The 13,716-nt window shown below is 72.4% G+C and carries 16 protein-coding genes; 10 read left to right on the top strand and 6 right to left on the bottom strand.

The features are described from left to right. Window positions 1-20: 20 nt before the first annotated feature. On the bottom strand, window positions 21-1,307 hold the full coding sequence (locus BJP60_RS00575; protein WP_203136882.1) for an adenylosuccinate synthase: 1,287 nt from the start codon (window positions 1,305-1,307) through the stop codon (window positions 21-23). Window positions 1,308-1,564: 257 nt separating this feature from the next. Between BJP60_RS00575 and BJP60_RS00570 the strand changes: the two genes are divergently transcribed. Genes BJP60_RS00570 through BJP60_RS00540 form a run of 7 tightly spaced genes read left to right on the top strand, consistent with a single transcriptional unit; the run spans window position 1,565 to window position 7,764 of the window. Beyond that, entirely contained in the window at window positions 1,565-2,575 is a 1,011-nt protein-coding gene (locus tag BJP60_RS00570) for an AAA family ATPase (RefSeq protein ID WP_203136880.1), read from the top strand. 11 nt (window positions 2,576-2,586) lie between these two features. Beyond that, window positions 2,587-3,480: a DUF58 domain-containing protein gene (locus BJP60_RS00565; protein ID WP_203136878.1), complete on the top strand. Its 894-nt coding sequence runs from the start codon at window positions 2,587-2,589 to the stop codon at window positions 3,478-3,480. Continuing rightward, window positions 3,467-3,940, top strand: coding sequence for a hypothetical protein (locus BJP60_RS00560; RefSeq protein ID WP_203136876.1), 474 nt, complete (start codon window positions 3,467-3,469; stop codon window positions 3,938-3,940). The genes BJP60_RS00565 and BJP60_RS00560 overlap by 14 nt, the downstream gene beginning before the upstream one ends. After that, complete coding sequence (locus BJP60_RS00555; protein WP_203136874.1) at window positions 3,931-4,923, top strand: VWA domain-containing protein; 993 nt, start codon at window positions 3,931-3,933, stop codon at window positions 4,921-4,923. The genes BJP60_RS00560 and BJP60_RS00555 overlap by 10 nt, the downstream gene beginning before the upstream one ends. Continuing rightward, window positions 4,905-5,906, top strand: a complete 1,002-nt coding sequence (locus BJP60_RS00550; protein WP_238439478.1) for a vWA domain-containing protein — start codon at window positions 4,905-4,907, stop codon at window positions 5,904-5,906. Before BJP60_RS00555 ends, BJP60_RS00550 begins: the two co-directional genes overlap by 19 nt. Beyond that, window positions 5,903-6,643, top strand: coding sequence for a hypothetical protein (locus BJP60_RS00545; protein WP_203136873.1), 741 nt, complete (start codon window positions 5,903-5,905; stop codon window positions 6,641-6,643). The genes BJP60_RS00550 and BJP60_RS00545 overlap by 4 nt, the downstream gene beginning before the upstream one ends. Then, complete coding sequence (locus BJP60_RS00540) at window positions 6,637-7,764, top strand: hypothetical protein (RefSeq protein ID WP_238439477.1); 1,128 nt, start codon at window positions 6,637-6,639, stop codon at window positions 7,762-7,764. Before BJP60_RS00545 ends, BJP60_RS00540 begins: the two co-directional genes overlap by 7 nt. Before the next feature lie 11 nt (window positions 7,765-7,775). Here the strand turns inward: BJP60_RS00540 and BJP60_RS00535 are convergent, their stop codons facing one another. Further along, a complete protein-coding gene (locus BJP60_RS00535; protein WP_203136872.1) occupies window positions 7,776-8,489 on the bottom strand; it encodes a ZIP family metal transporter in 714 nt (237 codons plus the stop codon). Between the two features lie 87 nt (window positions 8,490-8,576). Here BJP60_RS00535 and BJP60_RS00530 point away from each other — a divergent pair, with 87 nt between their 5' ends. Beyond that, window positions 8,577-8,846, top strand: coding sequence for a hypothetical protein (locus tag BJP60_RS00530; RefSeq protein WP_203136871.1), 270 nt, complete (start codon window positions 8,577-8,579; stop codon window positions 8,844-8,846). A gap of 72 nt (window positions 8,847-8,918) precedes the next feature. Beyond that, window positions 8,919-10,361, top strand: coding sequence for an argininosuccinate synthase (argG, locus tag BJP60_RS00525; RefSeq protein WP_203136870.1), 1,443 nt, complete (start codon window positions 8,919-8,921; stop codon window positions 10,359-10,361). 108 nt (window positions 10,362-10,469) lie between these two features. Here argG and BJP60_RS00520 read toward each other — a convergent pair whose 3' ends face one another. Continuing rightward, window positions 10,470-10,655: a DUF5302 domain-containing protein gene (locus tag BJP60_RS00520; RefSeq protein ID WP_203136869.1), complete on the bottom strand. Its 186-nt coding sequence runs from the start codon at window positions 10,653-10,655 to the stop codon at window positions 10,470-10,472. Between the two features lie 127 nt (window positions 10,656-10,782). On the opposite strand from BJP60_RS00520, the gene BJP60_RS00515 reads away from it, so the two are divergent. Next, window positions 10,783-11,205 carry a VOC family protein gene (locus BJP60_RS00515; protein ID WP_203136868.1) on the top strand — a complete coding sequence of 141 codons (423 nt, stop codon included), beginning with the start codon at window positions 10,783-10,785 and terminating at the stop codon, window positions 11,203-11,205. Between the two features lie 14 nt (window positions 11,206-11,219). Here the strand turns inward: BJP60_RS00515 and BJP60_RS00510 are convergent, their stop codons facing one another. Genes BJP60_RS00510 through BJP60_RS00500 form a run of 3 tightly spaced genes read right to left on the bottom strand, consistent with a single transcriptional unit; the run spans window position 11,220 to window position 13,688 of the window. After that, window positions 11,220-11,942, bottom strand: coding sequence for a hypothetical protein (locus BJP60_RS00510; RefSeq protein WP_203136867.1), 723 nt, complete (start codon window positions 11,940-11,942; stop codon window positions 11,220-11,222). A gap of 46 nt (window positions 11,943-11,988) precedes the next feature. Then, window positions 11,989-12,660, bottom strand: a complete 672-nt coding sequence (locus tag BJP60_RS00505) for a methionine ABC transporter permease (RefSeq protein ID WP_203136866.1) — start codon at window positions 12,658-12,660, stop codon at window positions 11,989-11,991. After that, entirely contained in the window at window positions 12,657-13,688 is a 1,032-nt protein-coding gene (locus tag BJP60_RS00500; RefSeq protein ID WP_203136865.1) for a methionine ABC transporter ATP-binding protein, read from the bottom strand. The genes BJP60_RS00505 and BJP60_RS00500 overlap by 4 nt, the downstream gene beginning before the upstream one ends. Window positions 13,689-13,716 lie beyond the last annotated feature (28 nt).

Genomic DNA, 13,716 nt, shown 5'->3' with positions numbered 1-13,716 from the left:
CAGTCCTCGGCGCCCGGTGGTCAGTCGACCAGGTCGTGGCGCACGATCACGGCCTCGCGGCCGGGGCCGACGCCGATGACGGAGATGCGCGTGCCGCTCATCTTCTCGAGCGCGAGCACGTAGTCCTGTGCGGTCTGCGGCAGGTCCTCGAACGCCCGGGCCGTCGAGATGTCCTCGTGCCAGCCCGGGAACGTCTCCAGGATCGGCTTCGCGTGGTGGAAGTCGGTCTGGTTCACGGGCAGCTCGTCGAAGCGCCGCCCGTCCACGTCGTAGGCGACGCAGACGGGGATCTCGTCGAGCCCGGTGAGGATGTCGAGCTTCGTCAGGACGAGGTCGGTGATGCCGTTCACGCGCGTCGCGTAGCGCGTGATCGGCGCGTCGTACCAGCCGACGCGGCGCGGGCGGCCGGTGGTGGTGCCGAACTCGAAGCCCCGCCCGCGCAGCCAGTCGCCCTGCTCGTCGAACAGCTCGGTCGGGAACGGGCCCGAGCCCACGCGCGTGGTGTACGCCTTCACGATGCCGACGATGCGGTCGAGGCGGCCAGGGCCCACGCCCGATCCGGTCGCGGCGCCGCCCGCGGTCGCGGACGAAGAGGTCACGAACGGGTAGGTGCCGTGGTCGACGTCCAGCATTGTCGCCTGCCCGCCCTCGAACACCACGACCTCGCCTGCGGCGAGCGCGTCGTTGAGCAGCAGACCCGTGTCGCACACCATGGGGCGCAGGCGCTCGGCATACGACAGCAGATCCTCGAGGATCTCGTCGACCGTGATCGCGCGGCGGTTGAACACCTTCACCAGGAGGTGGTTCTTCTGGTCGAGCGCGCCCTCGACCTTCTGGCGCAGGATCGACTCGTCGAACAGGTCCTGCACGCGGATGCCGACGCGGTTGATCTTGTCGGCGTAGGCGGGGCCGATGCCGCGCCCCGTCGTGCCGATCTGGCGCTTGCCGAGGAAGCGCTCGGTGACCTTGTCGAGCGTGCGGTGGTAGTGCGTGATGATGTGAGCGTTCGCGCTCACCCGGAGCTTCGACACGTCGATGCCGCGGGCCGACAGCGCGTCGAGTTCTGCGAACAGCACCTCGAGATCGACGACCACGCCGTTGCCGATCACGGGCGTCACACCCGGCGACAGGATGCCCGACGGCAGCAGGTGCAGCGCATACTTTTCGTCGCCGATCACGACCGTGTGACCGGCGTTGTTGCCGCCGTTGAACTTGACGACCCAGTCGGTGCGGTCACCGAGCAGGTCGGTGGCCTTGCCCTTGCCCTCGTCGCCCCACTGGACGCCGACGATCACGATGCCTGGCATGGGTTTCCCCTTGTCTGTGCACGAGCCCTCGGCTCGATTTGCCCATGACCTCTCTCCCGATCTTCGGGCTGCGTTCTGGGCCGCGATCAGTCTATCGACGGGCCCGGCCGGTCCCGGCAGGCGTGGCGCCGTGCGACTCGGGAGACGCCGGCGGAACCGCCCCTCCGTCACCCCGTCGTCGCGAGACCGGTCCGGTTAGGCTGGCCGCCGGGGGACGGCCGCGTCGTCGGCTCCCGTTTCGGGAAGGGGAGAGCTGGATGAACGAGCCCGCCGCGAAGAAGGGCGCCCCCACACCCGAGGAGATGGCCCGCGCCGTCGAGATCGTCCGGGTCGTCTCCGAGGCGTACTCGTCCAAGATGGTCGGCCAGGAGCGGCTGCGCACGAGCCTGCTGATCGGGCTGATCGGGGGCGGGCACATCCTGCTCGAGAGCGTCCCGGGGCTGGCGAAGACGACCGCTGCCGCGACGCTCGCCGACACGGTCGACGCGCGGTTCAAGCGCATCCAGTGCACCCCCGATCTGCTGCCGAGCGACATCACGGGCAACCAGGTCTACGACGCCGGCACCGGATCCTTCCGCACGGTGCTCGGACCCGTGCACGCGAACTTCGTGCTGCTCGACGAGATCAACCGCTCGAGCGCCAAGACCCAGAGCGCCATGCTCGAGGCGATGCAGGAGCACCAGACCACGATCGGCGGCGAGGTGCATCGCCTCCCCAAGCCGTTCCTCGTGATCGCGACGCAGAACCCGATCGAGCAGGAGGGCACATACGAGCTGCCCGAGGCGCAGATGGACCGCTTCCTGCTCAAGGAGATCGTCGAGTACCCCAGCCCGCAGGAGGAGTACGAGATCCTGGAGCGGATCGACTCCGGCGCGCTGGATCCCGAGCGTCACGTCCGCAGCTCCGTCTCGCTGGACGACGTGCACCTGCTGCAGGATGTCGCGCGCCGCATCCACGTCTCCCCCGCGATCCGCAACTACATCGTCGGCATCGCGTACGTGACCCGCAATCCCGGGCCCTACATCGGCGAGGAGAAGGCGCGCTACATCAAGTACGGAGCCAGCCCGCGCGCATCCATCGCGTTCCTGCAGGCCGCGCGCGCCCTCGCACTGCTGAACGGGCGCGCGCACGTGCTCCCGGAGGACGTCCGCGCTCTCCGCCACCTCGTGCTGCGGCACCGCGTGCTGCTGAACTTCGAGGCCGAGGCCGACGGCGTGCGCAGCGAGGAGATCGTCGACGCGATCTTCGCCTCCGTCCCGACCCCCTGATCCGGTCCGCCATGCCGTCGCTGATCACGCGGGTGCGAGCGAAGCTCTTCATCCACGCCACCAAGAGGTCGACGCACGCGCTCGACGGCGCGTACGCCTCGCTGCTGCGGGGGCGCAGCGACGACTTCGAGGATCTGCGCGAGTACCAGGCGGGCGACGAGGTGCGCGACATCGACTGGCGGGCCACCGCGCGGCGGAGCACCCCGATGGTCAAGCGGATGCGCGCGAACCGGATGCACACCGTGCTGTTCGTGGTCGACACCGGGCGCGGCATGGCGGCGCTCGCGGCCGACGACCGGCCCAAGCGCGAGCTCGCGGTGCTCGCCGTGGGCGCGCTCGGCGTGCTCGCGCTGCGGCACGACGACGACTTCTCGGTCGTGCTCGGCGACGCGGAAGGCGTGCGCCGGCTGCCGCCCCGGCGGTCGGAGGGCGCGCTCGAGCACGCGCTGCGAGCGATCGACGCCGCGTGCGCGCCGGAGGCGCCGGCCGGCGCGCGGGAACGGCTGCTCGCCTTCGTCGCGCGCACGATCGCGCGCCGGATGATCGTCGTGGTCGTCACGGACGAGGCCCCCATCACGGCCGAGACCGAGCGGCTGCTGCGCCGCCTGCGCACCCAGCACGACCTGCTCTGGGTCACGCTGCGCGACGCGGATCCGGTGCTGCCGACCGCCACCGGCTCGCCCGCGGCGCGGCGCGACGTCGACACCGGCTGGACCGTGCCCGACTTCCTGCACGGCGATGCCGCCGTCGTGCGCGAGGTCGACGAGCGCCACCGCGGCGAGCAGACCCGCCGCGACGCGCTGCTGACGGCCCTCGAGATCAGCCACGCCGAGCTGCGCACGCAGGACGACGCGGTGCCCGAACTGCTGCGGATGCTCAGCCGGAGGGCGCATGTCGGAGCCTGACGAGCTGTATCCCCCCGTCCAGTACGCCCCGATCTGGATGCTGCTGGCGTTCGCGGTCATCGCCGCCGTGATCGCGGCGATCTGGCTGATCCTGCTGTTCACGCGTCCGCGTCGCGCGGCCGCGGCGGCGGCACCCGTGCGCGCGGATGCGCTCACGATGCTGCGTCGCGAGTACCTCGCGGACATCGACCGCATCGAGCAGGCGTGGCAGGCGCGCGAGGTGACGGCGCGCGAGGCGAACCTCGAGCTGAGCCGCGCGACGCGCGCGTTCGTGAACGAGTACAGCGGCCTCGAGGCGCCCGTGCTGGCGCTCGAGGACCTCGTGGCGCGCGGCGTGCATCCCTCACTCGTCGACGCCCTCCGCCGCCACTACTACCCGAGCATCTTCGGCCGCGGCCCCGCGATCGACCCGGCGGCGGGAGCGCAGGCCGCACGCAGGGTGGTGGCCGAATGGCACTGATCGACCTCGCCACGCCGTGGCTCGTGCTCGTCGCGGCGCTCGTCGCGGCCGCGGCGATCGTCGCCGGCGTGCTGCTCGGGCGACGCGCGGGGCGGACGGGCGGCGACGCGGCGCCCGTGTCGCGCGCCGAGCGGCTGCGCGGGCTGCCGAGCGTCGTGCGGGCGACGCGCCGCCGCGCGGCGGCGATCGGAGGGGCGCTCGCCCTGCTGACGGCGGCGGCGGTCGTGGCCGGCGTCGTGAGCGCCCGGCCGATGGCGGCGCAGACGATCCAGCCGGTCGACACCAGCCGCGACATCATGCTGTGCCTGGACGTGTCGGGCTCCATGAGCGAGGTCGACGTCGAGGTGCTCGAGGTGTTCGAGGAGCTGCTCGAGGGCTTCGAGGGCGAGCGCATCGGGCTGACGATCTTCAACAGCTCGCCCGTGCAGATCTTCCCCCTCACGGACGACTACGCGTTCGTGCGCGGGCACCTGCAGTCGCTGCGCGCCGCGTTCGACGATGTCGCGAGCGACGTGCCCGAGCACTGGGTGGGCACGCTCAACGGCACGGGGTCGTCGCTGATCGGAGACGGCCTCGCGGCGTGCGCCATGCGCTTCGACCATCAGGACGAGGAACGCTCGCGCTCGATCATCCTCGCGACCGACAACGAGTCGCAGGGAGCCGGCATCGTCACGGTCGAGCAGGCCGCCGTCTACGCACGCGACGCCGGCGTCCGGGTGTTCGCGCTGAATCCGGTCGAGGGCAAGGACGAGGACATTACGGCGGAGCTGCGCCAGGCCGCCGACACCACGGGCGGCGAGGCGTACGCGCTGCGGGGCGACACGACGGTCGCGGACATCATCGACCGGGTGCAGGAGCAGGAGGCCACGGCCCTGCAGGGCGAGGCGCGCATCGTGTGGCGCGACGCGCCCGACGCGTGGATCGTCGTGCTGCTCGCGCTCGTGCTGGCCGGGATCGTGCTGGCATGGAGGGTGAGACTGTGATCCTCCAGCCGGTGCTGCACCCGCTGCTGCTCGCGGCCCTCGTCCTGCCGGTCGCCTGGGTCGCGGTCCGGTCGCTGCTGCGCACCCGCGGGCGGTCCCGCGCCTCGTGGATCCTCCGCCTCGCGGCGCTGCTCGTCGTCACGGCGCTCGCCCTGCGCCCCGGGCTGCCGGGCGGGCAGACCGAGACGCTCTCGACCGACACGGACGTGGTGATCCTCGTCGACAGCACCGCGAGCATCGTCGCGGAGGACTGGGCGGACGGCTCCCCGCGCCTGGACGGCGTGCGCGCCGATGTGCAGGAGATCGTCGAGGCGTACCCGGGCGCGCGGTTCGCGCTGATCACGTTCGACGCGTCCGCCGAGCTGCGGCTGCCGCTCACGACGGACACGGCCGCGCTGCGGTCGGCGCTCGAGGTGCTCACGCCCGAGGTGACCCGCAACTCGCGGGGCAGCTCGATCGGCATCGCGGACGGGCTGCTGACCGAGACGCTGACGGCCGCGACAGAGAGCGCACCCGAGCGCTCGCGCATGGTGTTCTACCTCGGCGACGGCGAGCAGACCGCCGCGTCGCAGCCGGAGTCGTTCTCGTCGAGCGCGCCGCTGGTGGACGGCGGCGGCGTGCTCGGGTACGGAACGGCAGAGGGCGGCCGGATGAAGCTGCAGACGGGCGATCCGACGGCAGGCTCCCCGGAGTACATCCAGGACGGATCGGAGCCGGCGCTGTCCATGATCGACGAGCAGGCGCTGCAGCAGATCGCGCGGGAGCTCGGCGTCGACTACCAGCTGCGCACCGCCGACGCGGGCCCGGGGCTTCCCGAGGCGCCCACCTCGACCACGACGCGCGCCGCCGGCACGACCGGCGACGTGACCGAGCTGGGGTGGATGCTCGCCCTCGTCCTGGTCGGGCTGCTCGCGGCCGACCTCGCGCTGCTCGCCGCCGCGCTTCCCGCCGTGCTGCGGGTGCGCCGGGGAGGTGCGACATGACCGCGGACTCGGGTGCGCTGCTCGCGGCGAATCGCCGTCGCGCGCGGCTGCGGCGCATCCTGCTCTGGATCGCCGTGCCGCTCGCGGTGCTCGCCCTGCTCGTGCCCGTGAAGATCGCGTCGATGTACGCGTTCGCGCACCGCGCGATCACCTCGCACGTGGTGGGTGACTTCGCCGGCGCGATCGCCGCCGCGCAGGGGCAGGAGATCGCGAACGGATTCGAGCCGTACAAGGCGCCCTACAACGCCGGCGTCGGCCTCGCGTCGGCGGGCGATCTGGCGGGCGGCCGCGCGAAGTTCGAGGAGGCGCTGCCGCTGGCCCCCGGGCTGGAGGCGTGCGCCGTGCACATCAACCTCGGCATCACGATCGAGCGGATGGGCGACAGGGCGCGGCAGGACGGCGACCCCGTGACGGCCGAGCGGCTGTACGGCGAGGCCCTGACCGTCGTGGCCGAGACGCCCGAGGAGTGCCGCTCGGAGCAGGCCGACGAGCAGTCGCCGGATCCGCAGCGCAGCTCCCGGGAGAGCATCGACGGGATCGAGGAGCGCCTGAGGGAGAAGCAGCAGCCCGAGCCGTCCCCGGAGCCTGCACCGGAGCCGTCGCAGCCGCCCGAGGAGCCGCGGCCGTCCGAGGACGAGCTGCAGGAGCTCGAGGAGAAGCTCCGGCAGGGCGACGGCGAGCGGCAGCAGCAGGGCGAGGAAGAGTCCTCGAGCCCGGAGACGGACAGGCCGTGGTGACGCCCTCGGATCCGCCTCCCGCGCCGCGCCCGGACGGACGCCGCGACGCGCACACCGGCCATCGCTACGTGACGCGCTCGGACGGCGCGCCCCCGCTGCCGCCGCCGGGCGGCTATCGCGGCGCGCGGCGGGTGCCGACGCCCACCGGCCCGTCGGCGGAGACCGTGCCCGGCACGCCCCCGCGCCGCCGGCCGGGCCCGCTGGGCTGGATCGCGCTCGGCGGGAGCGCGGCGTTCGCCCTCGCGCTGCTCGTGCTGCTGGCACTCGGCGCGACGGACGCGCTGTACGGCGCGACGATCGTGGCCCTGCAGCTCGTGGTCGCGGGCGTGATCGTCGCGGCGCTCCTGACCGTGCGCGGTCGCCCGCTCGGCGCCGCCGCGCTGGCCGTCGCGCTGCTGCTGAACGTCGGCACGGTCGGCGCGCTGAGCGCCGTGCGCACCTCGGCCGAGGGCGGATACGCGAGCGGCCGGACCGCGGAGCAGCGCCACCTCGAGGCCTTCCCCGGCATCGAGGGCGAGCCGGCGACCGAGACGCTCGCGCGCCCGTCGCTCGAGGAGGTGCGCGAGACCGCGGACCGCCTCTCGCGGGAGATCCGCGAGCGGCTGTCTGCGGAGTACGGCGTCAGCTGGACCGCGGCACCCGCCGAGGACATCCGGCTCGAGCGCAACGGCTACGGCGGCGAGTCGATGCTCGTGCGCTTCACGTCGACCACCTGGTCGACGAACGAGCCGGTGAGCGGCACGGAGCGCAAGACCGCGATGCTGCGCACGGTCGGCGACGTGCTCTCCTCGCACGACTGGTGGGACATGATCGCCTTCAACGACCCCGCCTCCGGGCTGGAGCCCGCGATCCGGGAGAGGTTCTACGGCAGCGCGGATCTCGACGAGCAGGTCGCGTGGGAGTGGTACACGGAGGATCCGTCGGGCGAGATCGCCGTCTACGCCACCGTCACCGACCTCGCGAACGACACGACGGGCGAGTGGCGCACCGATCGCGAGACGCAGAGCGCGCGGACCGGCGAGCCGATCGAGGGGCTGCAGATCTCGTTCTCCGCGGAGCGCCTGCTGAGCGAGGCCGACAGGGACGAGTTCGAGCGGCGGATGGCGGAGTACGGCGGCTGAGAACCCGCCGGTCACCCGCCGACGGTGGACAGGCCTGCGGCGAGCGCGAAGCCCAGCACGGTGGCGATCCCCGCCACGTCCTTCGCGCGCCGCTGCGCCTCCGGGATCATCGAGTCGACGAGCATCACCAGCAGGGCTCCCGCGGCGAAGCCGCTCAGGCCCGCCCGCATGCCGGGCGTCGCCACGTCGGCGAGCGCCCATCCGGCCACCGTGGCGAGCGCGCACACCGCCGCCACCGCCGCCCACAGCAGGACGACGCGGCCGCGGGAGACGCCGCCCTCCAGCAGATCGGCGGAGGACCCGACCGACTCCGGCAGGTTGGACACGAAGATCGCCACGACGAGGGCGACGCTGACGCCACCGCCGGCGGCGAGACCGAAGCCGAGCACGAGCTGCTCCGGAACGCCGTCGAGCAGCGCGCCCAGGGCGAGCGGAACACCGGCGGCCGCCCCGCCGCCGGCGCGGGCCGCCCAGCGCTCGACGAGCCGGTCGGCGGTGAAGTACACCGCGGCACCGAGGGCCACGCCGAGCGCGAGAGGGATCGGGCCGCCGATCTCGAGGCCCTCCTCCCAGAGCTCGAACGCGATGCTCGCGATCAGCGCGCCGGCGCCGAAGCCCAGCACGACGCCGATCAGCCGGTCGGGCCAGCGCCGCAGGCCCGCGAGCAGGGCTCCGATGACGAGGGGCGCCGCACCGACGAGGCCCCACAGCAGGCTCGGGATCACGTCCTCAGTATGTCCGCCGCCTGCCGTGGGTCGGCGGTCACCCGCCATCTTTCCCCCGCCCGCGCGGCGACGGAGCATGATGGAGGCATGTCGACGAACAGTGCACGCACGACCAACCGCACCGCCTGGGCCGCCTTCTGGGTCGGGCTGATCGGCCTGATCCTCATGCCGATCCCGCTGTTCATCGGGCTCGTGCTCGGCGGCGGGCTGTCGCTCGTCGCGGCCGTGCTCGTCGTGATCGCGCTGCTGAAGGGCCTGAGCCGCCAGGGCAGGGGCATCGCCCCCGTGGTGTTCGCCGGCATCTTCGTCGCCCTCACGTGGGCCGGCATCTCCGCGGGCGGCGGCATCATCTGGTGATGCTCCCCCGGGCCTGAGCGGCGTCACGGACCCCGGCGGGGCGCTCGGCCGACACGCCATAGGATTGAGGGCATGTCGAAGGTCCTCGAGTCACTGCCCGTCGGCGAGCGCGTCGGCATCGCCTTCTCCGGGGGTCTCGACACCTCCGTCGCCGTGGCGTGGATGCGCGACAAGGGCGCCGTCCCCTTCACCTACACGGGCGACCTCGGCCAGTACGACGAGGACGACATCGCGTCCATCCCCGGTCGCGCTCTGCAGTACGGCGCCGAGGCGTCGCGCCTGATCGACTGCAAGCCCATGCTCGTCGAGGAGGGTCTCGGCGCGCTGGCGTGCGGCGCCTTCCACATCCGCTCGGGCGGTCGCACCTACTTCAACACCACGCCGCTCGGCCGCGCCGTCACCGGCACGCTGCTCGTGCGCGCGATGAAGGAGGACGGCGTCGAGATCTGGGGCGACGGCTCCACCTACAAGGGCAACGACATCGAGCGGTTCTACCGCTACGGCCTGCTCGCCAACCCGCGCCTGCGCATCTACAAGCCGTGGCTCGATGCGACCTTCGTCAGCGAGCTCGGCGGCCGCACCGAGATGAGCGAATGGCTCGTGGCGCACGGCTTCCCGTACCGCGACTCGGCGGAGAAGGCGTACTCGACCGACGCGAACATCTGGGGCGCGACGCACGAGGCGAAGACGCTCGAGGAGCTGAACGTCTCGCTCGAGACCGTCGAGCCGATCATGGGCGTGCGGTTCTGGGACCCGTCGGTGGAGATCGCGTCCGAGGACGTCACCGTCACGTTCGAGGCCGGCCGTCCCGTCGCGATCAACGGCACCGAGTTCGCCGACGCCGTCGCGCTGGTGCAGGAGGCGAACGCGATCGGCGGACGCCACGGCCTGGGCATGAGCGACCAGATCGAGAACCGGATCATCGAGGCCAAGTCGCGCGGCATCTACGAGGCCCCCGGCATGGCGCTGCTGTTCATCGCGTACGAGCGCCTGGTGAACGGCATCCTGAACGAGGACACTCTCGCGACGTACCACGAGCAGGGCCGCCGGCTCGGCCGCCTGATGTACGAGGGTCGCTGGCTCGAACCGCAGTCGTTCATGCTGCGCGAGTCGATCCAGAAGTGGGTCGGATCCGCGATCAGCGGCTCGGTCACGCTGCGCCTGCGGCGCGGCGAGGACTACACGATCCTCGACACGTCGGGCCCCGCTCTGTCGTACGCCGCCGAGAAGCTCTCGATGGAGCGCGTGGGCGACGCGGCCTTCGGGCCGACCGACCGGATCGGGCAGCTCACGATGCGCAACCTCGACATCGCCGACTCGCGCACCCGCCTCGAGCAGTACGCGGGCCTCGGGCTGATCGGCGGGCCCACCGCCGAGCTCGTGGGCGCGCTCGAGCAGGGCGGTGCGGGCGACATCACGCAGTCGGCCGGTCCCGCCGGCCTCGGCGACGAGGAGAGCGCCTCCGCGATCGAGGCCGCCAACGAGTCGGCCGCGTTCGACGCCGGCACCGACTGAGCCACGAGCCCGATCGGCCCGGACTCCTCACGGAGTCCGGGCCGATCTGCGTGGGAGCGGGTCGCGGCCCCGGCAGTCACCCGCCGGCGCGGCGCTCTGCGACCGGGCTCAGCCCGACTTGCGGCGGAACTCGCGCTTGCCGCCCGCCGCGCCGTGCGTGCCGTGGATCGCGCCCGTGTCCCGCCGGCCCGGCGCGCTGCCGTGCGCGGAATCGCGGGCGTGCTTCTTCTCGAGCGCCTCGCGGAACTTCGCCTTGGCCTCGTCGCTCGCGGAGTTCTTGGATTCCTCATTCATACGCGTCAGTGTAGGCAGTCCGCGCCTGACGCGAGCCGTTCATCCGGCGGTCTGGCGGATGTCGGCGACGGGTGGCATCCTCATGCTGGATCCGGGCAGCCGGCCCGGCCGACGAGAGGACGCTCCCATGGGCTACAAGGTCGCTCCGTACATCTCCTTCCGCGACGAGGCGGCGGAGGCGCTGGAGTTCTACCGGTCGGTGCTGGGCGGTGAGCTCAGCATCATGAAGATGGGCGAGATGCCGAGCCCCGAGCTCGGCGAGGCCGACCGCGACAAGGTCATGCACGGCCAGCTCGACCTCGACAACGGCTTCACCCTGATGGCCTCGGACACGCCGACCGGCATGGAGTACGACCCGGGCGCGCGGGTCACCGTGTGCCTGTTCGGCGACGACGGCCCCGAGCTCGCCCCGGTGTTCGACGGGCTCGCCGAGGGCGGCCAGGTCGTCGAGCCCTACACGCAGGCACCGTGGGGCGACTCGTTCGGCATGCTCGTCGACCGGTTCGGGGTGCCCTGGATGCTCAACGCCGGCAGCGGCGAGCAGGGCTGATCCGGCGGCTGCGGTCAGTCGGCCGTGAGCTGATCCACCAGCTTCCGGACGGTTCCGGTCGCGGCCGACACCGCGTCCTCGCCGGACATGGTCGATCCCGTCACGACCTCGCCGCCCACGGCGGCGGTCACGGTCGCATTCGTCACGTCGGCGCCCCGCATCGTGGTGGTCGTGAGCGTGGCGACGGCCCGATCGGCCCCAGCGACCTCGACGTCGACCACCGCGACGCTCCCCTCGAGGACGTCTCCCGCCGCAGTCGTCACGGTGATGTCCGCGCAGGTCTCGCCGGCGCGCTCGCTCACGTCGAGCGCCGTGCCGGCGATCACGGGGTCCGCGAACGACATGATGCCGCCCGTCACGCCGGCCCGCTCATCCGTCCCCACGGCCATCGTGCTCTCGCCCCGCTGCAGGACCGCGAGTCCGCTCTCGATCACGGCCCGGCACTCGGCGGGCTCCACGGTGCTCCCGTCGAGCACGCCGGCGAGCGCTCCGACGCCGTCGTGCGCCGCCCCGTCGTCGACCTGCAGCCCGGCCGCCGCGACGAGCCCCTCGAGCGTCGCCTGATCGAGGGGCTCGGTGGTCTCCGCCCGCTCGACCGGGGCGACCGATCCCTCGGACGCGGAGACCGTGGCGCGCGTCTCCGGCTCGTCGGAGACCGTCTCCGGCGCCGTGCATCCGGCCAGCGCGAGCACGGCGAGCAGGCCGACGGGGGCGAAGATGCGGAGCGGGGTTTCCATGCGTCACATACTCACACGCGCGAGCGTGAGGGGACGGCGTCGCAGTTCAGCGGCGCAGGACGCGTCGGGCCAGCCAGTTGCCGAGACCCTGCACGAGTTGCGTGATGACGACGATGATGACCAGCGCCGACCAGGTCACGACCTCGTCGAAATTGCGCAGGCCATACGACACGGCGTAGTAGCCGAGGCCCTGGCCGCCCGCGAGACCGGCCACGGCCGACATGTCGATCAGCGCCACGATCGCGAATGTGTAGCCGAGGATCAGCGGCCCCGCGCCCTCCGGCAGGATCACCGTGCGGATGATGCGCCACGGACCGGCCCCCGAGGCGCGCGCGGCCTCGATCACGCCCGGATCCACCGTGACGAGGTTCTGCTCGACGATGCGGGCGATCGCGAAGGTCGCGGCGAGGGAGAGCGCGAAGATGATCGCCTCGTTGCCGATCCCCCGGCCGATCACCAGGCGCGTGAGCGGCTGCATCGCGACGAGGAAGATGATGAACGGGATGGGCCGGATCGTGTTCACGAGCGCGTTCAGGATCGCGTAGACGACAGGCTGCTGCAGCACGCCGCCGCGGCGCGTGACGGTGATCGTCGTGCCGACGATCAGGCCGCCGATGCCGCCGAACAGCAGCGCCGCGACGACGACCCAGAGCGTGATGCCGGTCTGCTCCAGCAGCTCCGGGGCGAGCTCGGACAGGCGTTCGAGCAGGTCGGTCACAGTGCCACCTCCGTGATCGTCACGCCCGCGCCGACGCCGGAGAGCGCCTCGCGCACGGCCGGCTCGTCACCGCGCACCGCGATCGTAAGCAGTCCGTAGACGCGTCCCTGGATGTCGTCGACGCCGCCGTGCACGAGGTTGAAGTCGACGCCCGCGCGTGCGAGCGCGCCGAACACCCGGGCCTCGGATGCGCCCGCATCCGTGAAGGAGATCGTGAAGAGCCGGCCCTCGTGCTGGGCGCGCAGCGCGGCGAGCGCGTCGCCCTCGGGCAGCGCACGGACGACCGTGCGCACGAAGCGCTTCGCCGTCTCGGTCTGCGGCGCCGTGAACACGTCGTAGGTCGCGCCCTGCTCCACGACCCGGCCGCGCTCCATGACCGCGACCTTGTTCGCGATCCGCGCGATCACGTCCATCTCGTGCGTGATGACGACGATCGTGACGCCGAGCTCGCGGTTCACGCGCGCGAGCAGGTCGAGCACCTCGTCGGTGGTCTCGGGATCGAGAGCGCTCGTCGCCTCGTCGGCGAGCAGGATGGCCGGCTCGGCCGCCAGCGCACGGGCGATCCCCACGCGCTGCTGCTGGCCGCCCGAGAGCTGCTCGGGGTACGCGTCGGCCTTGTCGGCGAGACCGACGAAGTCGAGCAGCTCGGCCACGCGCGCCGCGCGCTTGTCGCGCGGCATGCGGGCGACCTCGAGCGGGTAGGCGACGTTGCGGCGGATGTTGCGCGAGCGCAGCAGGTTGAACCGCTGGAAGATCATGCCGATCCCTTGCCGCACCTCGCGCAGCCTGCGCTCCGGCAGGCGGGCGACGTCGACGCCGTCGATCTCGATCGACCCGCTCGTCACGCGCTCGAGCCCGTTGATCAGGCGGACGAGCGTCGACTTGCCGGCGCCGGAGTATCCGATCACCCCGAAGACGTCGCCGCGCTCGATGTCGAGGCTGACGCTGTCGACGGCGGTCACGGGATCACCGCCCCTGCGCTGGGGCGGGTACGTCTTGGAGACGTCGGCGATGCGGATGTGCGGCATGGATCCTCGGCTCGGGAGAACGGCGGAA

This window comes from Microbacterium sp. JZ31 (genome assembly GCF_016805985.1).
GTDB lineage: Bacteria > Actinomycetota > Actinomycetes > Actinomycetales > Microbacteriaceae > Microbacterium.
The sequence above is the reverse complement of the archived record's forward strand: the minus strand, read 5'-3'. Positions and strand labels throughout refer to the sequence as shown.

Excerpts from the sequence above, each read along its gene's own strand:
- BJP60_RS00575 (WP_203136882.1), bottom strand. The coding sequence starts at position 1,307 with ATGCCAGGCATCGTGATCGTCGGCGTCCAGTGGGGCGACGAGGGCAAG.
- BJP60_RS00570 (WP_203136880.1), top strand. The coding sequence starts at position 1,565 with ATGAACGAGCCCGCCGCGAAGAAGGGCGCCCCCACACCCGAGGAGATG.
- BJP60_RS00565 (WP_203136878.1), top strand. The coding sequence starts at position 2,587 with ATGCCGTCGCTGATCACGCGGGTGCGAGCGAAGCTCTTCATCCACGCC.
- BJP60_RS00560 (WP_203136876.1), top strand. The coding sequence starts at position 3,467 with ATGTCGGAGCCTGACGAGCTGTATCCCCCCGTCCAGTACGCCCCGATC.
- BJP60_RS00555 (WP_203136874.1), top strand. The coding sequence starts at position 3,931 with ATGGCACTGATCGACCTCGCCACGCCGTGGCTCGTGCTCGTCGCGGCG.
- BJP60_RS00550 (WP_238439478.1), top strand. The coding sequence starts at position 4,905 with ATGGAGGGTGAGACTGTGATCCTCCAGCCGGTGCTGCACCCGCTGCTG.
- BJP60_RS00545 (WP_203136873.1), top strand. The coding sequence starts at position 5,903 with ATGACCGCGGACTCGGGTGCGCTGCTCGCGGCGAATCGCCGTCGCGCG.
- BJP60_RS00530 (WP_203136871.1), top strand. The coding sequence starts at position 8,577 with ATGTCGACGAACAGTGCACGCACGACCAACCGCACCGCCTGGGCCGCC.
- argG (WP_203136870.1), top strand. The coding sequence starts at position 8,919 with ATGTCGAAGGTCCTCGAGTCACTGCCCGTCGGCGAGCGCGTCGGCATC.
- BJP60_RS00520 (WP_203136869.1), bottom strand. The coding sequence starts at position 10,655 with ATGAATGAGGAATCCAAGAACTCCGCGAGCGACGAGGCCAAGGCGAAG.
- BJP60_RS00515 (WP_203136868.1), top strand. The coding sequence starts at position 10,783 with ATGGGCTACAAGGTCGCTCCGTACATCTCCTTCCGCGACGAGGCGGCG.
- BJP60_RS00510 (WP_203136867.1), bottom strand. The coding sequence starts at position 11,942 with ATGGAAACCCCGCTCCGCATCTTCGCCCCCGTCGGCCTGCTCGCCGTG.
- BJP60_RS00500 (WP_203136865.1), bottom strand. The coding sequence starts at position 13,688 with ATGCCGCACATCCGCATCGCCGACGTCTCCAAGACGTACCCGCCCCAG.